Source organism: Streptomyces litchfieldiae (genome assembly GCF_031845365.1).
Lineage (GTDB): Bacteria > Actinomycetota > Actinomycetes > Streptomycetales > Streptomycetaceae > Streptomyces > Streptomyces litchfieldiae.
Map to the genome: position 1 here is coordinate 376,444 of NZ_JAVREL010000005.1, position 22,318 is coordinate 398,761.

A 22,318-nucleotide genomic window follows, 5' to 3' on the forward strand; every position below is an offset into this window, starting at 1 on the left:
GACGAGCCCGGGAGGGACCGCGCGTGGCCGCGATCAAGCTGACACGCTCACACCGCATACTGGTCGGCATCGTGCTGACCGGCGCCGTCGTCATCGCCGCCATCGGCTTCGCCGGCTCCTACGCCGCCGTCCGCGAGCTGGCCGAGGAGAAGGACTTCGGCGAGTTCGCGCCGTTCTTCCCCATCGGGATCGACGCGGGCATCGTCGTCCTCCTCGCCCTGGACCTGCTGCTCACCTGGCTGCGCATCCCGTTCCCGCTGCTGCGGCAGAGCGCCTGGCTGCTGACGGCCGCCACCATCGCGTTCAACGGCGCCTCCGCGTGGGGCGATCCGCTGGCCGTGAGCATGCACGGGATCATCCCGGTGCTGTTCGTGATCACCGTGGAGGCCGCCCGGCACGCGATCGGCCGGGTCGCCGACATCACGGCGGACAAGCACATGGAGGGGGTGCGGATGTGGCGCTGGTTCCTCTCGCCCCTCCCCACCTTCCGGCTGTGGCGGCGCATGAAGCTGTGGGAGCTGCGGTCCTACGAGGAGGTCATCGGCATGGAACGCGACCGCCTCGTCTACCAGGCCCGGCTGCGCGCCGACTACGGCCGCGGCTGGCGCCGCAAGGCGCCCGTCGAGGCCCGGATGCCGCTCAAACTCGCCCGCTACGGCGTCCCGTTGCGCGAGACCGCGCCGGCCGGCCTGGCGGCGGCACACGGCCCGGAGGCGGCCCGGGCGCTGCCCCCGTCGGCCGGACTAGCCGACGGTCGGCCCGCGGCCCCCGCCCCCCGGCGCACGGCCGCCGAGACCCCCGCCGAGGCGCCGGCCCCGGAGCCGCGGCCCGAACACGCGGCCGAGCCCTGGCCCGACGGCGCCGCCCCGCCCGCCTGGTTCACGGCGGCCCAGGCCCAGGGTCAGGCCCAGGAGCCGTACCAGGACCCCTACCAAGACCCGTACCAGGACCGGCCGGACGACCGGAACGCCCCCGACGAACGGCCCCGGCCGGAGCCGGTGGCCTGGCCGGAGGACCAGGCGTACGCGTGGCCCGTCGAGGCGCCGGACCCCTGGGAGCCGGAGGCCCCCGCCGCGCCCCAGCCCCCGGCGGAGACCACCCCGCAGGTGACCGTGCCGGTCGGCCCCGGCGGCCGGCGCCGGGCCCTGGGGAACGCGCCCTCCGGCGGCTACCCCACCGCGCCCCGCGTCGCGGAACAGCAGCAGCTCCTGGTCGAACCGGCCGACGCCCAGCCGGAGTTGGTCGGACTGCCGGAGGGCGTCGCGCCCGGCGACGCGTTCTACGCCGCCTACCGCGAATACATAATGGAGGAAGGCGCCCACCCCAACGCGCGCCAGCTCTCCCGCTTCCTGCACGCGCGCTACGGCACCACCGACACGGACGGCTCGCTGCTGAGCGAGCAGTACCTGCGCGAGTTCACCCGGGGCTTCCGGGAGCGCTTCAACGCCGAGATGGGCACCGGCGGTTAGGGCCTGCCCCCGGGATCACTCCCCGCCGAGCAGCTTCCGCACCCGGTCGGCGCCCACCGCCAGCAGCAGCGTCGGCAGCCGGGGACCCGTGTCACCGCCCACCAGCAGCCGGTACAGCAGAGCGAAGAACGCGCGCTGCGCCACCTTCAGCTCCGGCGTCGGCTTGGCGTCCGGCGCCAGCCCCGCCCGGATCTTCGGCACCCCGTAGACCAGGGTCGTCAGCCCGTCCAGCGACCAGTGCTCGTCCAGGCCCTCGCGCAGCAGCCGCAGCGACTCGCGCTGCTCGTCGTCCAGCGAGGCCAGCAGCTCCGCGTCCGGCTCCGGCCGCACCCGGGTCCGCTGCTCCGCGGGCACCTGCGTCTCCACCCAGCGCGCCGCCCGGTCCAGCCGCGGCCGCGTCTCGTCCAGCGAACCGATCGGCCGCTCCGGGTCGAGATCGCTCAGGATCCGCAGCGTCTGCTCCTCGTCCCCGGTGGTGATGTCCACCACGGAGGCCAGCATCCGGTACGGCAGCGGGCGCGGCGTGGCCGGCAGCTCCCCGGACGCGGTGCGCGCGGCCCGGCTGTGCGCGGCGGCGTCGGCCGGCTGCGCCGTGCCGTCGGCCACCCGGCGGCCCAGCGCGTCCCACTCGTCGTAGGTGCGCTGGATCTCGCCGTCGAAGGCGATCTTGAACGACTGGTTGGGCCGGCGCCGCGCGTACAGCCAGCGCAGCACGGGCGCCTCCATGATCTCCAGCGCGTCGGCCGCGATCGGCACCCCGCCCTTGGAGCTGGACATCTTCGCCATACCGCTGATGCCGACGAACGCGTACATCGGGCCGATCGGCTGCTTGCCGCCGAAGATCTCCGAAACGAGCTGCCCGCCCACGACCCACGAGGAGCCGGGCGAGTGGTGGTCCACGCCGGACGGCTCGAAGATCACGCCCTCGTACGCCCAGCGCATCGGCCAGTCGACCTTCCAGACCAGCTTGCCCCGGTTGTGCTCGGACAGCTTCACGGTCTCACCGTGGCCGCACTCGCACACATAGGCCAGCTCGGTCGTGTCGTCGTCGTACGACGTGACCGTGGTGAAGTCCCGCCCGCACACCGAGCAGTACGGCTTGTACGGGTAGTACCCGGCGCCGCCCGCGCTGCCGTCGTCCTCGCTGGCCGCGCCCGAACCCTCCACGGCGGCGGCCTCCGCCTCGTCGGCCACCTCCTCGGGCGACGGGCTCTCGGCGGCCTGCTTGGTTCGGTACCGGTCCAGCACGGCGTCGATCCGCCGGCGCTCGCGCATCGCGAACAGGATCTGCTCGCGGTAGGCGCCCGACGTGTACTGCTCGGTCTGGCTGATCGCGCGCACCTCGATGCCCAGCTCGGCCAGCGCGGCGACCATCGGCGCCTTGAAGTGCTCGGCCCAGGTGGCGTACGGGCTGCCGGACGGCGCGGGAACGGCCGTCAGCGGCTTGCCGATGTGCTCGTTCCACGCGGGGTCGATGCCGGCCGGGACCTTGCGGAAGCGGTCGTAGTCGTCCCAGGACAGCAGGTGCTCGCACGGGATGCCACGCCGCTTGATCTCGTCGGCCACCAGGTGCGGCACCATCACCTCGCGCAGATTGCCCAGGTGGATGGGCCCGGACGGACTGAGGCCCGAGGCGCAGACAACAGGTTTGCCGGGGGCGCGGCGCTCCGCCTCGGCGATGACCTCGTCGGCGAGTCGGGAGACCCAGTCGGTCTCCGGGCTGGTTGGAGCCACGGTTCGGCACTTCCTTCGCGTGATGGCTGTCGGGCCCATTGTCCCATCCCAGCCCAGCCATTTTTCCATCAAGGCCCAGCCGCCGTTCCCTTCGGGAAATGGCTCGCGGCCCCGTGGGATACTGGCCGTTATGACCGCCGTCCCGTCCCTCAGCACCTCTGTGCACCGTCAGCTCGCCGCCGCGCTCGCCGCCGCGCTGCCCGAATCGGCCGACGCCGATCCGCTGCTGCGCCGAAGCGACCGGGCGGATTTCCAGGCCAACGGGCTGCTGGCGCTGGCGAAGCGCCTCAAGGGGAATCCGCGGGAGCTGGCGGGCCGCGTGGTGTCCGAGGTGACGCGGGGCGAGCTGATCAGCGACATCGCGGTCTCGGGCCCGGGCTTCCTCAACATCACGGTCTCCGACGCCGCCATCGTGAACGCCCTGGCGGCGCGCGCGGCCGACGACCGGCTCGGGGTGCCGTACGCCGAGCGGCCCGGCACGTTGATCATCGAGTACTCCCAGCCGAACGTGGCCAAGGAGATGCACGTCGGCCATCTGCGGTCCACGGTGATCGGCGACGCGCTCGTGCGGATCATGGAGTTCCGCGGCGAGAAGGTCATCCGGCGGAACCACATCGGCGACTGGGGCACCCAGTTCGGGATGCTCATCCAGTATCTGATCGAGCACCCGCACGAGTTGGACCACGAGGGCCGGGGCGACACCGAGAGCGGCACCGCCGCCATGTCCCGGCTCGGCCGGCTCTACCGGGCCTCCCGCGCCGTCTTCGACTCCGACCCGGAGTTCAAGGACCGCGCCCGGCGGCGGGTGGTGGACCTCCAGGCGGGCGAGCCGGTGACGCTCGACCTGTGGCAGAAGATCGTCGACGAGTCGAAGATCTACTTCAACGCGGTCTACCAGCGCCTCGGGGTGCTGCTGACCGACGAGGACGTCGTCGGCGAGTCCGCGTACAACGACGATCTGCCCACGCTCGCCCGGGAGTTGGAGGAGTCGGGCGTCGCGGTGCGGTCGGACGGCGCGCTGTGCGTGTTCTTCGACGACATCAAGGGCCCCGACGACAAGCCGGTACCGCTGATCGTGCAGAAGGCGGACGGCGGCTTCGGCTACGCGGCCACCGACCTCGCCGCCATCCGGAACCGGATCGGCACCCTGCACGCCGACGGCATGCTCTACATCGTGGACGCCCGGCAGGCGCTGCACTTCCGGATGGTCTTCGAGACGGCCCGGCGGGCCGGCTGGCTGCCCGAGGGGGTCGCGCACCACCTGCCGTTCGGCACCGTGCTGGGCAAGGACGGCAAGCCGTTCAAGACCCGGTCGGGCGAGACCGTGCGGCTGATGGACCTGCTGGACGAGGCCGTCGAGCGCGCCGCCGCCGTGGTCGCCGAGAAGACGCCGGAGCTGACCGCCGAAGAGGTCGCCGAGCGGTCCGTCGACGTGGGCATCGGCGCGGTGAAGTACGCGGACCTGTCCACCTCCCGCACCAAGGACTACATCTTCGACCTGGACCGGATGGTGTCCCTCACGGGCAACACCAGCGTCTACCTCCAGTACGCCTACGCCCGTATCCAGTCGATCCTGCGGCGGGCGCCCGAGGGCGCGGTGGCCGCCGCGCACGCGGAGCTGCCGCTGGCGCCGGCCGAGCGGGCGCTCGGGCTGCACCTGGACGGCTTCGCCGAGACGCTCCAGGACGTCGCCGAGACCTATGAGCCGCACAAGCTCGCCGCGTATCTGTACGCGCTGGCCTCGTACTTCGCCACGTTCTACGAGCAGTGCCCGGTGCTGAAGGCGCCCGACGCGGCCACCGTGGCGAATCGTCTCTTCTTCTGCGAGCTGACCGCGCGCACCCTGAGCCAGGGCATGGCCCTGCTCGGGATCCGCACGCCCGAGCGCCTCTAGGCTCCGTCCGGTCAGGTCACCAGGCCGGCGGCCGGAATCGGTCGCCGGCCTCGCTCTCCGCCGCGCGGCGGCGCCTCGGGCGCCGTCGGCTCACACGCCCGTCGGCGCGTTCCGCACGGCACGCGCCAGCTCACGCGCCGGGGCACGGCGGTACGCGCTGTCCGTGCCGCGGTCGCGGGTGGGGTGCACCCGGTTGGTCAGCAGCACCAGCAGCACCCCGGCCGCCGGGTCGGCGACCAGGCTGGTCCCGGTGTACCCCGCGTGCCCGAACGCCGTCGGCGACGCCAACTCCCCCATCCAGCCCGGCTGGTCGAGCTGCCAGCCCAGCCCGCGCGCCGCGTCCCGGCCGAGGTCCCCGTTGTGGTTGGTGAGCATCTCCCGCACCCACCGCTCGCCCAGCACCGTTACGCCGCCGTACCGCCCGCCGTTCAGCATCATCTGGCCCAGCACGGCCAGGTCGGCCGCCGTGGAGAAGATTCCGGCGTGCCCGGCGACGCCGCCCAGGTGGTACGCGTTCTCGTCGTGCACCGTGCCGCGCACCACGCCGCGGCCGGTCCACGGCTGGTACTCGGTGGCCGCGATCCGGGGCAGCAGCCCGGCCGGCGGCCGGTACCCGGTGTCCGCCAGGCCCAGCGGGCCGGTGATCAACTCGCCGACCAACTCGTCCAGTTGCCGCCCGGCAGCCGCCTCGCACGCCGCCCCGACGGCGATCAGCCCGAGGTCCGAGTAGCGATAGCCGGGCGGCCCCGGCGGCTGCGCGGCGACGGCCGCCAGCCGGGCCGCCCGGTCCGGAAAGGGACCGAGGTCCATCTCCGGTGCGAAGCCCCCCGTGTGGGTGAGCAGCCGCCGCACGGCGACGGGCGGGAAGCCCGCCAGATAACGGGACACCGGCGCGTCCAGGTCCAGCACACCGCGCTCGGCCAGGCACACCGCGACCACCGCGGTGAACACCTTGGACAGCGACGCCAGATCGAAGACCGTGTCCGGGCGCATCGGCACCCGCGCCTCCTCCGGCAGCTCCACCACGCGCCCGTCGCGCGCGCCGTAGCGCACCGCCAGGCCGCGCGCCTCGTGCGCCACCACCACGCCGTGCCGCGCCGCGAGCAGCACGAAGCCCGGGCAGGACGGCTCGGGCCCGCCGAGGAACGGCTCCACGGCCGGCACCAGGCGAGCGACGCCGTCGGCGGCCAGGCCCGCCTCGGCCGGGGTGCCGTGGCGCAGCGTCATGTGGTGCGGTGCACCTTGGTGTTGGACGCCTGGGCGCGCGGCCGGACGACGAGCAGGTCCACGTTCACATGCGGGGGCCGGGTGACCGCCCAGGTGATCGTGTCCGCGATGTCGTCGGCGGTCAGCGGCTCGGCCACGCCCTGGTACACCTTGGCCGCCTTCGCCGCGTCGCCCCGGAAGCGGGTGAGGGAGAACTCGTCGGTGCGGACCATGCCCGGCGCGATCTCGATGACGCGGACCGGCTCGGCGACGATCTCCAGCCGCAGCGTCTCGGCGAGGACGTGCGCGCCGTGCTTGGCGGCCACATAGCCCGCGCCGCCCTCGTAGGTGCCGTGCCCGGCGGTCGAGGACACCACCAGCACGGTGCCCGCGCCGGAGGCGATCAGCGCGGGCAGCAGGGCCTGCGTCATGTGCAGCACGCCCAGCACGTTCACCTCGTACATGGCCGACCAGTCGCCCGGGTCGGCCGAGGCGACGCTGTCCAGGCCGAACGCGCCGCCCGCGTTGTTGATCAGCACGTCGCACCGGTCCAGGGCGGCGGCGAACGCGTCCACGGCCGCCCGGTCCGTCACGTCCAGCGGGTGCGCCTCCGCCTCGTACCCGGCCTTGGTCAGCTCCTCGGCCAGCGCCTCGACGCGCTCGGCGCGGCGGGCGGTCAGCACCACGCGGTGGCCGGCGGCGGCCAGGTGCCGCGCGGTGGCGGCGCCGATGCCGCTGCTGGCTCCGGTGATGACGGCGGTGGGGGTGGTCACGTGCGCCTCCTGCGTCGCTTGCCGATCGGGCCGATCTCAGCCCTCGCGTGGCACATACATGATGACCCCGACGCCGATCAGGCAGATCAGCGCCCCGGCCACATCCCAGCGATCCGGGCGGAAGCCGTCCGCGACCATCGCCCAGGCCAGCGAACCGGCCACGAACACCCCGCCGTACGCGGCGAGGATCCGGCCGAACGCGGCGTCCGGCTGAAGCGTCGCCACCAGTCCGTAGACGCCGAGCGCCACCATCCCGGCGCCGACCCACAGCCAGCCGCGGTGCTCGCGCACGCCCTGCCACACCAGCCAGGCCCCGCCGATCTCGCACAGCGCGGCCAGCACGAACAGCGCGACGGAACGCGCGACCGTCAAGCCCGCTCCCGCAGCCGCTGCGCGAACTCGGTGGCCCAGTAGGTGAGAACGAGATCGGCACCGGCCCGTTTGAACGCGGTCAGCGTCTCGTCGATCGCCCGCTCCCGGTCCAGCCAGCCCCGCTCGGCGGCGGCCTCGACCATCGCGTACTCGCCGGAGATCTGGTACGCGGCCACCGGCACCGGCGAGGCGTCCGCGACCTGGCGCAGGATGTCGAGATAGGGCAGGCCCGGCTTGACCATCACCATGTCCGCGCCCTCGGCGACGTCGAGCGCCAGCTCGCGCAGCGCCTCCCGCGCGTTGGGCGGGTCCTGCTGGTAGGTCTTGCGGTCGCCCTTCAGCGAGGAGTTGACCGCCTCGCGGAACGGGCCGAAGAACGTGGAGGAGTACTTCACCGTGTAGGCCAGCAGCGCCACGTCCTGGTGACCGGCCGCGTCCAGCGCCCGCCGGATGTGCCGGATCTGGCCGTCCATCATGCCGCTGGGGCCCAGCACATGGGCGCCCGCCTCGGCCTGCACGACGGCCATCTCCGCGTACCGCTCCAGCGTCGCGTCGTTGTCCACCGCGCCGCGCTCGTCCAGCACCCCGCAGTGCCCGTGGTCGGTGACCTCGTCCAGGCACACGTCGGACATCACCACGAGCGCGTCGCCGACCTCGGCGCGCACCGCGCGCAGCGCGACCTGGAGGATGCCGTCGGGGTCGGTCCCGGGCGAGCCGATCGCGTCCTTCTTGCCGTCCTCGGGCACCCCGAACAGCTTGATCCCGCTCACGCCCGCCGCGGCCGCCTCGGCGGCGGCCTTGCGCAGCGAGTCCAGCGAGTGCTGCACGACACCCGGCATCGAAGACAGCGGCACCGGCTCGGCGATGCCCTCCCTGACGAACGCCGGCAGGATCAGGTCCGCCGGATGCAGCCGGTGCTCGGCCACCATCCGCCGCATGGCGGGGGTGGTGCGCAGCCGCCTCGGCCGGACCTCGGGAAAGCTCCCGTACTCGCTCACGATGCCTCTTCGCCTCTTCTCCCTTGTCGGGGCTCCCTGGCCGGGGCGGCGCCCGCCGCCGTCAGGGCGTGCGGGCCCGACGGCGCTGCGGGCGCTTCTCGCTCGGCCGCTTCAGCACCTCGCCGGCCTCCAGGGCCGCCGCGCGGCGGTCCGCGCCGAACTCGGCCAGCGCCTCGGCCAGCTTGTGCACCGACGGCTCGGGAGCCATGACGTCCACCCGCAGGCCGTGCTCCTCCGCCGTGCGGGCGGTGGCCGGGCCGATGCAGGCGATCACCGTGACATTGTGCGGCTTGCCCGCGATGCCCACCAAGTTCCGCACGGTGGAGGACGAGGTGAACAGCACGGCGTCGAAGCCGCCGCCCTTGATCGCCTCCCGGGTCGCCGCCGGCGGCGGCGAGGCGCGCACCGTGCGGTAGGCGGTGACGTCGTCGACCTCCCAGCCCAGCTCGACCAGCCCGGCCACCAGCGTCTCGGTCGCGATGTCCGCGCGCGGCAGGAACACCCGGTCGATCGGGTCGAACACCGGGTCGTAGGGCGGCCAGTCCTCCAGCAGCCCGGCGGCCGACTGCTCGCCGCTGGGCACCAGGTCCGGCCGCACGCCGAACTTCAGCAGCGCCCGGGCCGTCTGCTCGCCCACGGCCGCCACCTTGATCCCGGCGAACGCCCGCGCGTCCAGCCCGTACTCCTCGAACTTCTCCCGGATGGCCCGCACCGCGTTGACCGAGGTGAACGCGATCCACTCGTACCGCCCGGTGACCAGGCCCTTGACCGCCCGGTCCATCTGCTGCGGGGTGCGCGGCGGCTCCACAGCGATGGTCGGCACCTCGCTGGGCACCGCGCCGTAGGAGCGCAACTGCTCGGACAGCGAGGCCGCCTGCTCCTTGGTCCGCGGCACCAGCACCTTCCAGCCGAACAGCGGCTTCGACTCGAACCACGCCAACTGCTCCCGCTGCGCGGGCGCGCTGCGCTCGCCGACGACCGCTATGACCGGCCGGTCGCCCTCCGGCGAGGGCAGCACCTTGGCGGACTTCAGGGTGCGCTCGACCGTGCCGAGCGTGGCCGTCCAGGTCCGCTGGCGGGTCGTGGTGCCGCCGACGGTGACCGACAGCGGGGTGTCCGGCTTGCGGCCGGCGGCGATCAGCCGGGCGGCCGTCACCCCGACCGCCTCCAGCGACGTGCTGACCACGACCGTCGCGTCGCTGGCGCCGACCTCGGTCCAGCAACGCTCGTCGGCGGTCGGCCCGTTGACGAACCGCACGTCGCCGCCCTCCGGGTCGCGCAGCGGCACCCCGGCGTAGGCGGCCACACCGACCGCGTTCGCGATGCCGGGAACCACCTCGAAGGTGATGCCCTCGGCGGCCAGCGCCAGCATGTCGGAGGTGGCGTCGGCGTCCATGCCGGGGTCACCGGCGACCGCACGCACCACCCGCTTGCCGCTGCGCGCGGCCCGCATGACAAGATCGGCGACATCGCCGGCCCCGGGGGGCGCGCCGGACGCCTCGCCGTCCGCGCTCTGCAACGGGGTGGACGTGCCCGGCCTGACATGGGCGCGCACCACGTCGAACGCCTCGACGTCGGCGACGAGCACATCGGCCTGCGCCAGAACGTCGACGGCGCGCAACGTCAGCAGACCCGGGTCGCCGGGTCCGGCACCGAGGAAGGTGACGTGTCCGTGAACAGTGCCGGACGGCTGTGCGCGTGCGGCGTGAGTGGTACGTGCGGTGGTGGGGCTCAATGTGCTCGCTCCCCCATCAGACCGGCCGCGCCCTTGGCGAGCATCTCATCGGCGAGCTCGCGGCCGATGGCCGCCGCCTCGTCGGCGGTCCCCGGTACGGGGCCGGTGGTGGACAGCTGCACCAGCGTGGAGCCGTCGGGGGTGCCGACGGCGCCGCGCAGGCGCATTTCGGTGACGGTCTGCCCGTCGGCCAGCAGGTCGGCGAACGCGCCCACCGGGGCGCTGCAGCCGGCCTCCAAGGCGGCGAGCAGAGTGCGCTCGGCGGTCACGGCGACCCGGGTGTGCGGGGCGTCGAGCTCGCCGAGCTCCGCGGCGAGGGCCACGTTTGACGCGGCGCACTCGATCGCGAGCGCCCCCTGGCCGGGGGCGGGCAAGACGATGTCCGGGTCGAGGAAATCGGTGATCTCCCCTTCCCGGCCGATGCGGTGCAATCCTGCGGAGGCGAGCACGACCGCGTCGAGCTCGCCATCGCGGACGTACCCGATCCGGGTGTCGACATTCCCCCTGATCGGTACCGTTTCGATCTCGCAGCCGAGCGCGCGCGCCCAGGCGTTGAGCTGCGCCATCCGGCGCGGTGAGCCGGTGCCCACGCGGGCCCGCCCCGGCACCACGGCGAGCTGCTCGAATGTCAGCCCGTCGCGCGCGACCAGCGCGTCCCGGGGATCGGCGCGCCGTGGCACGGCGGCCAGGGCCAGATCCGGTGGCTGCGCGGTCGGCAGGTCCTTCAGCGAGTGCACGGCGAAATCGATCTCACCGGCGAGCAGCGCGTCGCGCAGCGCGGAGACGAACACCCCCGTGCCGCCGATCCGCGCCAGGTTCTCCCGGGAGACGTCCCCGTAGGTGGTGATCTCGACCAGCTCGACCGGGCGCCCGGTCAGCCGGCCGACCTGCTCGGCGACGCCCCGTGACTGCGCCAAGGCGAGCTGGCTGCGCCGCGTTCCGAGCCGCAGGGGATTCATGAACGCTCCTGTTCCGGGTTGCTGACGGCGATGGCCGTCAGCGGGTCGAGATCGAAAAGCTGCCGGAGGGCGGCGGCGTAGTGGTCGCCGCCGGGCTCGCCGGCCAGCTCCTTGACGCGCACGGTCGGCGCGTGCAGGAGCTTGTCCACGACGCGCCGCACGGTCCGGGTGATCTCGGCCCGTTCCTTCTCGCCGAGGTCCGGGAGCCGCCCGTGCAGCCTCGCCAGCTCGGCGGCGACGACGTCCGAGGCCATGGCCCGCAGCGCCACCACGGTGGGCGTGATGTGCGCGGCCCGGCGGGCGGCGCCCAGCGCCGCCGTCTCCTCGGCCACGATACGGCGCACCGCGTCGACGTCGGCGGCCATGGGCGCGTCGGCGGAGGCAGCGGCCAGCGACTCGATGTCCACCAGCCGGACCCCGGTCAGCCGGTGCACGGCGGCGTCCACGTCCCGGGGCATGGCCAGGTCCAGCACGGCCAGCTCGGGTCCGCGCCGCTCCTTCAGGGCGTGCGCGACGGCCTCCGCCGTCAGCACCAGGCCGGTCGCGCCGGTGCAGGACACGACGACGTCGGCCAGCGCCAGCTCGGCGGCCACGGAGATCGCGTTGATCGGCACGGCGCGGGCCCGCAGGCCGTCCCCCGCGAACGAGGCGGCCAGCCGTTCGGCACGCTCCAGCGTCCGGTTGACGATCACCAGTTCGGCCACACCGGTCCGGGCCAGGGTCGTGGCGGCCAGCGAGGACATCGACCCCGCGCCGATCACCAGCGCGCGCCTGCCGCGCACCCAGCCGACCACGTCGCCGCCCGGCGCGAGCTGCTCCAGGCCGAAGGTGACCAACGACTGCCCGGCCCGGTCGATCCCGGTCTCGCTGTGCGCCCGCTTGCCGACCCGCAGCGCCTGCTGGAACAGCTCGTTCAGCAGCCGCCCGGCGGTGTGCTCGTCCTGCGCGTGCGCCAGCGCCGCCTTGATCTGGCCGAGGATCTGCCCCTCGCCGACGACCATCGAGTCCAGCCCGCAGGCCACCGAGAACAGGTGATTCACCGCGCGGTCCTCGTAGTGCACGTACAGATGCGGCTGGAGCTCGTCGAGGGGCACGCCGCTGTGCCGGGCGAGCAGCGCGGAGAGCTGCGAGACGCCCGCGTGGAAACGGTCCGCCTCGGCGTACAGCTCGATCCGGTTGCACGTGGACAGGACCGCCGCCTCGGTGACGGCGGCGCCCGCCACGACACCGCTCACCGCGTCCATCACGTCGCGCAGCAGCTTGCCCCGGGTGTCCGGCGCGAGCGCGGCGCGCTCCAGGACACTGACGGGCGCGCTGCGGTGGCTGAGTCCGACCACGAGCAGAGTCATGCGGGCATCACCGCCGGGATGTCCCCGTCCGGGCCCTGCTCGCCGCGGTCCCCGGCGGGGGCGGCTGGCCCGGGGGCCGCGGCCCCGGAGAGGGCGTCGGCCGCCTTGCGCTGTTCGTGGAACGCGAGGATCTGGAGCTCGATGGACAGGTCCACCTTGCGCACGTCCACCCCGTCCGGCACGGACAGCACGGTCGGGGCGAAGTTGAGGATGGAGGTCACGCCGGCCGCGACCAGCCGGTCGCACACCTGCTGCGCGGCCCCGCCGGGCGTGGTGATGACGCCGATCGAGACTCCGTTGGTGTCGATGATCGTCTCCAGGTCGTCGACGTGCTGCACCGCGATGCCGGCGACCTGCTTGCCGGTCATCGACGGGTCGGCGTCGATGAGCGCCGCGACCCGGAAGCCGCGGGAGGCGAAGCCCCCGTAGTTGGCCAGCGCGGCACCGAGGTTACCGATACCGACGATCACCACGGGCCAGTCCTGGGTGAGCCCGAGTTCGCGCGAGATCTGGTAGACGAGATACTCGACGTCGTAGCCGACACCGCGCGTGCCGTAACTGCCGAGGTAGGAGAAGTCCTTGCGGAGCTTCGCCGAGTTGACCCCGGCGGCACTGGCCAGCTCCTCGGAGGAGACCGTGGGCACCGAGCGCTCGGAGAGCGCGGTCAACGCCCGCAAATACAGGGGAAGCCGGGCGACGGTCGCCTCGGGAATTCCTCGGCTACGGGTCGCCGGTCGGTGATTTCGGCCAGTTGCCACGGTGCTCCTGCCGGTCGGGCCAAGCGGAAGGCGGGTGTGCGCGGCGCGTACGCCGGGACCGCTCCGTCGTGCCCAGGCTATGTCTTTGTGAACGCGTGCACAAAGATGGTGTCCGTTTTGTCCGGCCAAAGTGACCGGTGCCACATGCAACAACAGGGACACCGGGTCACGCTCCTCACGTATGCACCCTCGCGCGGAAAAACGACCTCGTATCGTAATCCAAACCGGGTCAAGCTCCCAAGGCCCGCCGCAGCCGCCCCGCGTCCACCCGCCAGAAGTCGTGCTGCGCGCCGTCCACCAGCACCACCGGGATCTGCTCCCAGTACCGCCGGTGCAGCTCCGCGTCCACCGTGATGTCCTTCTCCTCCCAGGACGCCCCCACCTCGGCGCACACCTCGCTGATCACCCGCCGGGCGTCGTCGCACAGGTGGCAGCCGGGCCGGCCGATCAGCGTCACCAGGCGGTCGGCCGGGTCGGTCCGGGGGGCGCGGTGTCTGCGGTGCGGCAGCAGCGGCGGAGTCATGCCGCCCATTGTGCCGCGCGCGGCAACCCCCGCGTCATTCCCGCGCAACCGGGACAACGTCACGCACTGGCTATGCTCGGGGGCATGGCCAGGCCCAGCTTCCCCGCGCCCGACTCGCCCCGCGCCGGCGCCGCCCGGTCCTGGTTCGGCCCGCGCCGGTGGACGACGGCACGGAGGACCGAGCAGACCGAGCTGGCCGGCCAGGCGTCGGCGGAGGCCGCGCGGCAGACGGTGGAGCCGGAGTTCCCCGCGCCGGGGGACCCGAAGGCGGCGGCGTTCTTCGACCTGGACAACACGGTGATGCAGGGCGCGGCGATCTTCCACCTCGGCCGCGGGCTTTACAAGCGGAAGTTCTTCCGGAAGCGGGAGCTCGTCAAGTTCGCCTGGCAGCAGGCCTACTTCCGGATGGCCGGCGCGGAGAACGCGGGGCACATGGAGGACGCGCGGGAGAGCGCGCTGTCCATCGTGCGCGGGCACCGCGTCGCCGAGCTGATGGCCATCGGCGAGGAGATCTACGACGAGTACATGGCCGGCCGCATCTGGCCGGGCACCCGCGCGCTCGCCCAGGCGCACCTGGACGCCGGGCAGCGGGTGTGGCTGGTCACCGCGGCCCCGGTGGAGACGGCCACCATCATCGCCCGGCGGCTGGGGCTGACCGGCGCGCTGGGCACGGTCGCCGAGTCGGTGGGCGGGGTCTACACGGGCCGGCTGGTGGGCGAGCCGCTGCACGGCCCGGCCAAGGCCGCCGCCGTGCAGGCGCTGGCCGTCGCGGAGGACCTGGATCTGGACCGCTGCGCGGCGTACAGCGATTCGGCGAACGACATCCCGCTGCTGTCCCTGGTCGGGCATCCGTACGCGATCAATCCTGACCGGAAGCTACGGGCGCACGCGCGTGAAATGGGCTGGCGTTTGCGCGACTACAGAACCGGCCGCAAGGCGGTCCGGGTCGGCGTTCCCGCGGCGGCCGGAGCGGGCGCCGTCGCAGGTGGGGCGGTCGCCGCCCTGGCGATTCAGCGCCGCCGCCGCTAGCCGGGAGCCCGCTCCCGAGCACCGGCGCGACGGCGCGCAACGAAGGCCGAACGATCAAACTCGGTCAAAATGCCGTCAAGTTAGATCATCATTCGATCAACTCTGCCATGGCGTTTGCGTGGCGCAGCGAACACAATCGGTAACACTCCAAACCGAATCGGCGATTTTCGCAACTAGGTGTAGCACTGTCAGCACGAAGGGTTATTCTCCTCAGACGCATGTGACGGATCCGCCACTGCACGTGATGGAAGCTCTGCCTCTGGGAGTCCCGTGTACCCACACGTCGGGGTTGACGCCTCGGGCCTGGCTACGCTGCGCACGACGGTCGCCGACCGCCTGCGCACCCTCGTCCCCACCGCGTACGCCGTCCCCACCCTTGCCACACCTGTCCCCGCAGGCCCCGCCGCCCACACCGTGGCCGACGGCACCGCCGGCTCCGCCACCATGGGCAGACGAGCCCGCGCGGGCGCCGCCGGCGCCTCCGCGGCCCGCTCCGCCGTCCCCAGCGACAGCCGCCGGATGATGGACCTCGTCGAACGGGCCCAGAGCGGCGAGGCGGAGGCGTTCGGCTGCCTGTACGACCACTACTCCGACACCGTCTACCGCTACATCTACTACCGCGTCGGCGGCCGGGCCACGGCCGAGGACCTCACCAGCGAGACGTTCCTGCGCGCCCTGCGGCGCATCGGCACCTTCACCTGGCAGGGCCGCGACTTCGGGGCGTGGCTGGTCACCATCGCCCGGAATCTGGTGGCCGACCACTTCAAGTCCAGCCGTTTCCGCCTGGAGGTCACCACCGGCGAGATGCTCGACGCCAACGAGGTCGAGCGCAGCCCGGAGGAGTCCGTTCTCGAATCCCTGGCCAACTCCGCCCTCCTCGACGCCGTCCGCAAGCTCAACCCCCAGCAGCAGGAGTGCGTCACGCTGCGATTCCTCCAGGGGCTGTCCGTCGCGGAGACCGCCCGCGTCATGGGCAAGAACGAGGGCGCGATCAAGACACTCCAGTACCGCGCGGTCCGCACACTCGCCCGACTTCTGCCCGACGACGCCCGATAAAACCACGGAACGTGATTATCCTCCGCCAATCAGTCACATAATCTGCCAGCCGTAACCCGAGTGCCCGTCCGCTCGTTGTCGCCAATTGGAAAAGCACTGCGCAGGCTCCCCCCGGCCAGGATCCGTCCATACCGGACGTGTCCGCGGTGGGGAGTCGTTCGTGTGACGAGAGGAGGTGCCGCCCGTGATCGGATCCGTGTCGGCGAACCGAAGGGCCAACGCCTTCGCCCATCTCCTCAATGAGTCGCGGCTCGACCAGCCGCGGCTCGGCGACGGGGAGACAGCGGGGGAGCCACCGGTGGACGGGGGCGAACAGGCAGCGCTGCTGTCGGTGGTGGACAGGCTGACGGCCCTGCCCCGCCCTGAGCTGGAGGCCGAGACCAGAACGGCGCAGCGAGCGCGGCTCGTCGCCGCCATGGAAGCGGCGTTCGACGCCCCGGGCGACCCGGCCAAGGCCGCCCGCCGGGGCGACCGCGTGCCGGGGCAGCGCCGGGCGCCGGGCATCGGCGGGGCCCACCGCGCCCCGCCCGGCTTCCGGCGCGGCAGGCTGTGGCCCAGGACCCGGCTGTCCAAGGGGCTCGCGGCCGGCGGCCTGACCATGGGCGTCGCGGCGGCCGGCTTCGGCGGCGTCGCCGCGGCCAGCAGCGACGCGCTGCCCGGGGACACGCTCTACGGCCTCAAGCGCGGAATGGAGGATCTTCACCTCGACTTCACCAGCGGCGACGCCGACCGGGGCCGGGTCTATCTCGACCACGCCTCCACCCGGTTGAACGAGGCCCGCCGCCTCCTGGAGCGCGGCCGCTCCGGCGAGCTCGACCACGAGGAGCTCGACGCCATCCGCCGCGCCCTCACCAGCATGCGGGACGACGCCGCCGAGGGACACCGTCTGCTCTCCCAGGCGTACCAGTCCAACGGCTCCATCGACCCCATCCGCTCCCTCTCCGCCTTCTCCGACGGCCACCGCGACACCTGGGCACAGGTCCGCGACCGGCTCCCCGTCCAGCTCCACGACGTGAGCACGGACGTCACCGACGTCTTCCAGGCCATGGACGAGGACATCGCACCCCTGGCATCCCTGCTCCCCGAGGAGCCGGCGAACGTCTCCTCGGCCGGCGCCTCCGACCGCGCTCCCGACCAGCCCCCGACGCACCCCGAGCACTCCCGGCCCGCCACCACACCCGACTCCCGCTCCACCGGCGACCGCGACGACGCGCGCAGCGAGACCGCCTCCCCCGCGGAGTCCGCCGAGGAGAGCCACGGACTGCTGGAAGGCGCGGGCCTGCTGGAGCCGTCCACACCCGAGAACGGCACCGGCGCCGAGAGCCGCGACACCACGCGGTCCGGCGAGCCGGACCGCACGCTCCCCGACGCGGACATCACCGTCCCGCCGCTGGTCGAGGACCTGCTGCCCAGCCTCGGTCTGGACGTCGAGAAGGAGCGGTAGGGCCTGTCTGGAGTTCCCGGTCGGATCAGCCCTTGGCTCCCCCAGGCCCTTGGGGGCCTGGGAGGTACCCCCAGCAAGGCGCCGGATCGCAGCTCATACGAATGGGGGCACCTCCCAGACGGAGTCTGGGGGACGTATTCGCGCGATTCGGCTGGGGGCACCTCCCAGCGGTAGCTGGGGGAGTCGTGGGCCCGGGCGGGAACTCCAGGCAGACCCTCTCGCGGCCGGTCGGTGTTCTTCCGGCCCGCGCCAGGAGCACCGCTAGAAGAACACCGACCTCCGGGCCACCAGCAGCTTGTACAGCGTGTGCTGAATCGTCTCGCGCACCTGATCCGTCAACTGGAACATCAGCATGGGATCCTCCGCCGCCTCCGGCGGCTGGTCCCGCGTCTCGATCGGCTCCCCGAGCTGAATCGTCCACTTCGTCGGCAACGGCACGGCACCCAGCGGCCCCAGCCAGGGGAACGTCGGAGTCAGCGGGAAATAGGGCAAGTTCAGCACCCGGGCCAGCACCCGGGAGTTCCCCACCATCGGGTAGATCTCCTCCGCGCCCACGATCGAGCACGGCACGATCGGCACCCGCGCCCGCAGCGCCGTGGCCACAAAGCCACCCCGGCCGAACCGCTGCAGCTTGTACCGCTCGCTGAACGGCTTCCCTATCCCCTTGAACCCCTCCGGCATCACCCCGACCAGCTCGCCGCGCTCCAGCAGCTCCTGGGCGTCCTCCGCGCACGCCAGCGTGTGGCCCGCCTTGCGCGCCAGCTCGTTGATCAACGGCAACTGGAACACGAGATCTGCGGCGAGCAGCCGCAAATGACGGTCGGCCGGATGCCGGTCGCGCACGGCGACCTGGAGCATCAGGCCGTCCCAGGGCAGCGTGCCCGAGTGGTTGGAGACGATCAGCGCGCCGCCCTCGTCCGGCACGTTCTCCATGCCGCGCACCTCGATGCGGAAGTACTTGTCGAACATCGGCCGCAGCAACGTCATCAGGACCTCGTCGGTGAGGTCCTGGTCATAGCCGAAGTCGTCTATCTCGTACGCCCCCGTGAGCCGCCGCCGCAGGAACGCGAAACCGCGCGCCAGCGCCTGGTCCAGGCCGCCGCCTGCCGCCTCGGCCGGCGCCTCCCGCTCGGGCGCCGGATCCGCCGGGGCCTCCTCGCGCGCCCGGCCCCGCCGCCCGCCCTCCCCGATCGGGATGACCTTGGCGTCAGCCATGCCGCAGCACCTCCTCGATCCGGTCGACGGCCCGGGTCACGGCCTCCGGCGGCAGCAGCCCCGGCCCGTGCACGGCCGCGAAATCCGCGAACGTCTCCGGCGTCGTATAGGCCAGCGGACCGCCCATGGCCTCCCGCAGCCTGCTGGTACGCACCACCCGGCCGTGAACCAGGGACCGTAGCTGCTCGGCCGACACCCCGTCCACACCCAGCGCCCCCAGCGCCGAACCCAGCCAGGGGGCGAACGAGCGCACGACGGGCATCGTGGGCCGCCCGATGCGCCGCGCGGCCTGGGACAGCAGGAGCACGCCGTCACCCGCGACGTTGAACGTGCCGCCGCCGAGCGCACCCGGCAGCTCGGGATCGGCGACCGCGCGGGTCAGCACCTCCAGCACGTCGTCCTCGTGGACGAACTGCAACCGCGGGTCATACCCGAGGACGGTGGGCAGCACGGGCAGCCGGAAGTAGGCCGCCAGCCGCGAGTCCGCCGCCGGGCCCAGCACATGGGCGAACCGCAGCACCGTCACCCGCACATCGGGGCAGCGCCGCGCGAAGCCGCGCACATAGCCCTCGATCTCGACGACGTCCCGCGGGAAGCCGCCGCCGGCGGGCGCGCGCAGCATCGTCGTCTCGCTGAAGACGGCGGGATCGCGCCCCGCCGTGCCATAGATCTGGGTGCTCGACTTGATGACGACGCGGCTCAGCCCGGGCACCTTCTGGCAGGCGCCCAGCAGTTGCAGCGTGCCGAGGACGTTCACCTCTTTCACGGCGGACCGGCCGCCGCCGGCGGGGCCCGGCGTGCCGTGCACATCCAGGTGCACCACCGTGTCGACGGCGTGCTCGGCGAGCACCGTCACGATCGACGGCTGCCGGATGTCCGCCCGGATGAACTCCGCGCCGCCCAGCGGATGCGCGGGCGGCCGACGGTCCACGCCAATCACGCGCGACACGTCCCGGTCCCGCTGGATGTGCCGCACGAAACGCCCGCTGAGCTGCCGGGCGGCGCCGGTCACCAGCACGGTCTTGCCCACGAGCCTCCCCTGCCCATGCGTAGGCCCTCCCGTCGACGTACCGGACGGGAGGGCCGATCAGCGGCGCTCGCTCACTTCTTGTTGCGGCGCTGGACGCGCGTGCGCTTCAGCAACTTGCGGTGCTTCTTCTTCGCCATCCGCTTGCGCCGCTTCTTGATCACAGAGCCCACGACTACCCTCGCTCACTTCGCTTACTCGGTGCGGGGCGTCCGAGCCCACACGACCTACATGCGGGTCAGCCTACCCGTCACCGGGTGATACGGGTTAATCGAGGGGGGATCAATGGGCTCTCCCGGTCGTTACGCGCTTTCCACGCCCACGAACGACTCCCGGAGGTACTCATGGACGGCCTGCTCGGGAACCCGGAAGGACCTTCCCACTCGGATAGCGGGCAGATGACCGGCGTGCACCAGGCGGTACACAGTCATCTTGGAGACTCGCATCACCGCGGCGACCTCCGCCACGGTCAGGAACTTGGCCTCGCTCAGAAGCCTTTCAGCAGCCATGTCACACCTGACCTTCCGCACATGTCGGACACCGGCTTCCCCTCCGGTGACTCCCTCTCGCATGTGCGCTCCTCCCCAGATTAGGGGCGGGTGATGCGAGTGGGGAAGAGGTGCCTCAACCGGCCTTTTACAACGAGCCTGCTGTTAACGTGACGAAGAAGCCTGTTTGAGCACATAGCGCCTGAGCGGTCGGTAGCGCCCGGCTCGCACCGTGTCAGCGTTCGGCGGCACCGCGGAAACTCTGCCCCCGGGCGGCCCGGCGAACCCCGCCGAAATCATCCGCGCCACGCCGCGGGACACCGGCCGCACCCGGCTGACCTGCGCCGCGATCCCGGCCGCCGCCGCTCGGGAACGCCCGCCGTCCCGCGCGTCGTTGACCCAAAGGTTGGTCAAGTCCGGAGCGTGCAGGGCCGGGTGAACGTGTGTGGACGGCCGATCCGAATCGTGAAGAACGAGTGGCCGCCCTCGTTCCGCACGGCCGCCCCGGGAAACGGATAATGCCCGATGCGTAGGCCGAATCGGGTCGCTTTGTCGACAGATCCCCCCTGCGGCTGGGGGAGTCGGGGACGGCCGGCCGCCGACGAGCACCGGTGAAAGTGTCGTAGGCGGCGAGCGGTCCCCGAGGGAGTGTGCCCGGGAGGGGAAGCGAGGCCGGGCACAGGGTTCATGGTGACCCGTCACCTCGTCCGGCGCTGGGTGAACGGCCGCCGGCCACCCGCCGCGCGCCTGTGCGAGGCCGCGGGCAACGGTCAGGCCAGCAGCCCGTGCGACGGGTAGACCGCCTCGCGGGTGGCACGGATGGCCTGGTCGACGGCGTTGGCGGGGTCGTAGCCGGCGTGCCAGTCCCGCCAGCGCGGGGCACGGCCGTCGGTCATGCGCGGCGGTCCCTGCTGCCGGGTGAGGGCGTAGACGATCTCCCGCCAGGTCTCCGGGGTCTCGGTCTCGGGGTCGATGGGGGCGTGCGCGGCGAGCGCGACGAGGTGTGTCCAGATGCGCGGCACCACGTCCACAACGGCGTATCCGCCGCCGCCCAGCGCGAGCCAGCGCCCGTTGGCGTGCTCGTGCGCCCAGGTGTGACAGGACTCGGCGGCGACGCGCTGGGCGTCCAGGCTGAGAGTGAGATGGGCGAGGGGGTCCTCGAAGTGGGTGTCGGCGCCGTGCTGACTCACCAGCGCCTGGGGGCGGAACTCGGCCAGCAGCTCGGGCACGACGGCGTGCAGCGCGCGGAGCCACTCCGCGTCCGAAGTCCCGGCGGGGAGGGCGATGTTCACGGCGCTGCCGGGCGCCTGCTCGCCGCCGGCCTCCTCGGGGCGCCCGGTGCCGGGGAAGAGGGTGCGGGGGTGCTCGTGGAGCGAGATGGTGAGCACGCGGGGGTCGTCCCAGAAGGAGTCCTGCACGCCGTCGCCGTGGTGGACGTCGGTGTCGATGTACACCACGCGTTCGGCGCCGAGCTCCAGCAGCCGGGCGATGCCGAGGGACGCGTCGTTGTAGACGCAGAACCCGGAGGCCGCGCCGGCCATGGCGTGGTGCAGGCCGCCCGCGAAGTTGACGGCGTGGTGGGCGGTGCCGCGCCAGATGTCGTCGGCACCGGCGACGGACTGGCCGGCGATCAGCGCCGACACGTCGTGCATGTCCTCGAACGCGGGGGTGTCCGGGGTGCCGAGGCCGAACCGCTGGTCGGCGGCCCAGGGGCTGTCGGACGCGTGCCGGACGGCGGCGATGTAGTCGACGCGGTGCACCAGGCCGAGGGTGGAGTCGCCGGCCGCGGGGGCGGCGACGATGTCGATGTGCTTGTCGAGGCCGAACGCCTCGATCAGTCGCATGGTCAGGGTCAGCCGTACCGGGTCCATGGGGTGGCCGGGTCCGAAGTTGTATCGCGTGACGCTTTCGTCCCACATAAGCCGTGCCTCACCGCTCATGGGGCACACGGTAGCGGAACGCGAGTGGGCCCTGTTGGAACAAAAGCTCCAACAGGGCCCACTTATCAAAGAATTGTCCGGCGGTGTCCTACTCTCCCACACGGTCCCCCATGCAGTACCATCGGCGCTGGAGGGCTTAGCTTCCGGGTTCGGAATGTAACCGGGCGTTTCCCCTCCGCCATGACCACCGGAACCCTACGAGGGCACCGGCCGCCGGCCGAGAATTCACAGTGGACGCGAGCATCTGAGGACAAGCCCTCGGCCTATTAGTACCGGTCAACTCCACCCATCACTGGGCTTCCATCTCCGGCCTATCAACCCCGTCGTCTCCAGGGAGCCTTACCCCATC

General features: G+C 72.6%; 20 protein-coding genes and 2 rRNA genes. 5 read left to right on the top strand and 17 right to left on the bottom strand.

The features are described from left to right. Nucleotides 1-23 precede the first annotated feature (23 nt). Complete coding sequence (locus RM590_RS12485) at nucleotides 24-1,469, top strand: DUF2637 domain-containing protein (protein ID WP_311704549.1); 1,446 nt, start codon at nucleotides 24-26, stop codon at nucleotides 1,467-1,469. A gap of 15 nt (nucleotides 1,470-1,484) precedes the next feature. Here RM590_RS12485 and lysS read toward each other — a convergent pair whose 3' ends face one another. Beyond that, nucleotides 1,485-3,203, bottom strand: a complete 1,719-nt coding sequence (lysS, locus tag RM590_RS12490; protein WP_311704550.1) for a lysine--tRNA ligase — start codon at nucleotides 3,201-3,203, stop codon at nucleotides 1,485-1,487. Nucleotides 3,204-3,333: 130 nt separating this feature from the next. Between lysS and argS the strand changes: the two genes are divergently transcribed. Beyond that, the gene (argS, locus tag RM590_RS12495; RefSeq protein WP_311704551.1) at nucleotides 3,334-5,097 is read left to right on the top strand and encodes an arginine--tRNA ligase; all 1,764 of its coding nucleotides are present in this window, start codon (nucleotides 3,334-3,336) and stop codon (nucleotides 5,095-5,097) included. Between the two features lie 90 nt (nucleotides 5,098-5,187). On the opposite strand, the gene RM590_RS12500 is transcribed toward argS, so the two are convergent. The 9 genes from RM590_RS12500 to RM590_RS12540 form a co-directional block, all read right to left on the bottom strand. Further along, entirely contained in the window at nucleotides 5,188-6,324 is a 1,137-nt protein-coding gene (locus RM590_RS12500; RefSeq protein ID WP_311704552.1) for a serine hydrolase domain-containing protein, read from the bottom strand. Continuing rightward, on the bottom strand, nucleotides 6,321-7,076 hold the full coding sequence (locus tag RM590_RS12505; protein ID WP_311704553.1) for an SDR family NAD(P)-dependent oxidoreductase: 756 nt from the start codon (nucleotides 7,074-7,076) through the stop codon (nucleotides 6,321-6,323). The genes RM590_RS12500 and RM590_RS12505 overlap by 4 nt, the downstream gene beginning before the upstream one ends. Nucleotides 7,077-7,112: 36 nt before the next feature. After that, nucleotides 7,113-7,448: a YnfA family protein gene (locus RM590_RS12510; RefSeq protein WP_311704554.1), complete on the bottom strand. Its 336-nt coding sequence runs from the start codon at nucleotides 7,446-7,448 to the stop codon at nucleotides 7,113-7,115. Continuing rightward, nucleotides 7,445-8,446, bottom strand: a complete 1,002-nt coding sequence (gene hemB, locus RM590_RS12515) for a porphobilinogen synthase (protein ID WP_311704555.1) — start codon at nucleotides 8,444-8,446, stop codon at nucleotides 7,445-7,447. The genes RM590_RS12510 and hemB overlap by 4 nt, the downstream gene beginning before the upstream one ends. 61 nt (nucleotides 8,447-8,507) lie before the next feature. Continuing rightward, nucleotides 8,508-10,181 carry a bifunctional uroporphyrinogen-III C-methyltransferase/uroporphyrinogen-III synthase gene (locus tag RM590_RS12520; RefSeq protein WP_311704556.1) on the bottom strand — a complete coding sequence of 558 codons (1,674 nt, stop codon included), beginning with the start codon at nucleotides 10,179-10,181 and terminating at the stop codon, nucleotides 8,508-8,510. After that, entirely contained in the window at nucleotides 10,178-11,140 is a 963-nt protein-coding gene (gene hemC, locus RM590_RS12525; protein ID WP_311704557.1) for a hydroxymethylbilane synthase, read from the bottom strand. Before hemC ends, RM590_RS12520 begins: the two co-directional genes overlap by 4 nt. After that, nucleotides 11,137-12,489, bottom strand: coding sequence for a glutamyl-tRNA reductase (locus RM590_RS12530; RefSeq protein ID WP_311704558.1), 1,353 nt, complete (start codon nucleotides 12,487-12,489; stop codon nucleotides 11,137-11,139). Before RM590_RS12530 ends, hemC begins: the two co-directional genes overlap by 4 nt. Beyond that, nucleotides 12,486-13,247 carry a redox-sensing transcriptional repressor Rex gene (locus RM590_RS12535; protein ID WP_311704559.1) on the bottom strand — a complete coding sequence of 254 codons (762 nt, stop codon included), beginning with the start codon at nucleotides 13,245-13,247 and terminating at the stop codon, nucleotides 12,486-12,488. Before RM590_RS12535 ends, RM590_RS12530 begins: the two co-directional genes overlap by 4 nt. Before the next feature lie 229 nt (nucleotides 13,248-13,476). Next, nucleotides 13,477-13,779: a glutaredoxin family protein gene (locus tag RM590_RS12540; protein WP_394813856.1), complete on the bottom strand. Its 303-nt coding sequence runs from the start codon at nucleotides 13,777-13,779 to the stop codon at nucleotides 13,477-13,479. A gap of 75 nt (nucleotides 13,780-13,854) precedes the next feature. Here RM590_RS12540 and RM590_RS12545 point away from each other — a divergent pair, with 75 nt between their 5' ends. From RM590_RS12545 to RM590_RS12555, 3 genes are all read left to right on the top strand, one after another. Then, nucleotides 13,855-14,799, top strand: a complete 945-nt coding sequence (locus tag RM590_RS12545; RefSeq protein WP_311704561.1) for an HAD family hydrolase — start codon at nucleotides 13,855-13,857, stop codon at nucleotides 14,797-14,799. A gap of 270 nt (nucleotides 14,800-15,069) precedes the next feature. Continuing rightward, nucleotides 15,070-15,855: an ECF subfamily RNA polymerase sigma factor, BldN family gene (locus tag RM590_RS12550; protein ID WP_311704562.1), complete on the top strand. Its 786-nt coding sequence runs from the start codon at nucleotides 15,070-15,072 to the stop codon at nucleotides 15,853-15,855. Between the two features lie 184 nt (nucleotides 15,856-16,039). Next, nucleotides 16,040-17,299, top strand: a complete 1,260-nt coding sequence (locus RM590_RS12555) for a DUF5667 domain-containing protein (RefSeq protein WP_311704563.1) — start codon at nucleotides 16,040-16,042, stop codon at nucleotides 17,297-17,299. A gap of 261 nt (nucleotides 17,300-17,560) precedes the next feature. Here the strand turns inward: RM590_RS12555 and RM590_RS12560 are convergent, their stop codons facing one another. From RM590_RS12560 to RM590_RS12590, 7 genes are all read right to left on the bottom strand, one after another. Beyond that, nucleotides 17,561-18,514, bottom strand: a complete 954-nt coding sequence (locus tag RM590_RS12560) for a lysophospholipid acyltransferase family protein (RefSeq protein ID WP_311704564.1) — start codon at nucleotides 18,512-18,514, stop codon at nucleotides 17,561-17,563. Continuing rightward, entirely contained in the window at nucleotides 18,507-19,544 is a 1,038-nt protein-coding gene (locus RM590_RS12565; protein ID WP_311704565.1) for an NAD-dependent epimerase/dehydratase family protein, read from the bottom strand. Before RM590_RS12565 ends, RM590_RS12560 begins: the two co-directional genes overlap by 8 nt. A 71-nt stretch (nucleotides 19,545-19,615) precedes the next feature. Continuing rightward, the gene (locus tag RM590_RS12570; RefSeq protein WP_003948845.1) at nucleotides 19,616-19,714 is read right to left on the bottom strand and encodes a 30S ribosomal protein bS22; all 99 of its coding nucleotides are present in this window, start codon (nucleotides 19,712-19,714) and stop codon (nucleotides 19,616-19,618) included. A 129-nt stretch (nucleotides 19,715-19,843) separates the two neighbouring features. Then, on the bottom strand, nucleotides 19,844-20,050 hold the full coding sequence (locus RM590_RS12575) for a helix-turn-helix domain-containing protein (RefSeq protein WP_052849337.1): 207 nt from the start codon (nucleotides 20,048-20,050) through the stop codon (nucleotides 19,844-19,846). Between the two features lie 749 nt (nucleotides 20,051-20,799). Further along, on the bottom strand, nucleotides 20,800-21,969 hold the full coding sequence (locus RM590_RS12580) for an acetoin utilization protein AcuC (protein WP_311704566.1): 1,170 nt from the start codon (nucleotides 21,967-21,969) through the stop codon (nucleotides 20,800-20,802). 75 nt (nucleotides 21,970-22,044) lie between these two features. Continuing rightward, nucleotides 22,045-22,161, bottom strand: a 5S ribosomal RNA gene (rrf, locus tag RM590_RS12585). Nucleotides 22,162-22,215: 54 nt separating this feature from the next. Further along, a 23S ribosomal RNA gene (locus RM590_RS12590) occupies nucleotides 22,216-22,318 on the bottom strand; the annotation flags it as partial.

Coding starts and splice junctions, on each gene's coding strand:
- argS (WP_311704551.1), top strand. CDS start 3,334: ATGACCGCCGTCCCGTCCCTCAGCACCTCTGTGCACCGTCAGCTCGCC.
- RM590_RS12500 (WP_311704552.1), bottom strand. CDS start 6,324: ATGACGCTGCGCCACGGCACCCCGGCCGAGGCGGGCCTGGCCGCCGAC.
- hemC (WP_311704557.1), bottom strand. CDS start 11,140: ATGAATCCCCTGCGGCTCGGAACGCGGCGCAGCCAGCTCGCCTTGGCG.
- RM590_RS12530 (WP_311704558.1), bottom strand. CDS start 12,489: ATGACTCTGCTCGTGGTCGGACTCAGCCACCGCAGCGCGCCCGTCAGT.
- RM590_RS12540 (WP_394813856.1), bottom strand. CDS start 13,779: ATGGGCGGCATGACTCCGCCGCTGCTGCCGCACCGCAGACACCGCGCC.
- RM590_RS12545 (WP_311704561.1), top strand. CDS start 13,855: ATGGCCAGGCCCAGCTTCCCCGCGCCCGACTCGCCCCGCGCCGGCGCC.
- RM590_RS12560 (WP_311704564.1), bottom strand. CDS start 18,514: ATGGCTGACGCCAAGGTCATCCCGATCGGGGAGGGCGGGCGGCGGGGC.
- RM590_RS12575 (WP_052849337.1), bottom strand. CDS start 20,050: ATGGCTGCTGAAAGGCTTCTGAGCGAGGCCAAGTTCCTGACCGTGGCG.
- RM590_RS12580 (WP_311704566.1), bottom strand. CDS start 21,969: ATGAGCGGTGAGGCACGGCTTATGTGGGACGAAAGCGTCACGCGATAC.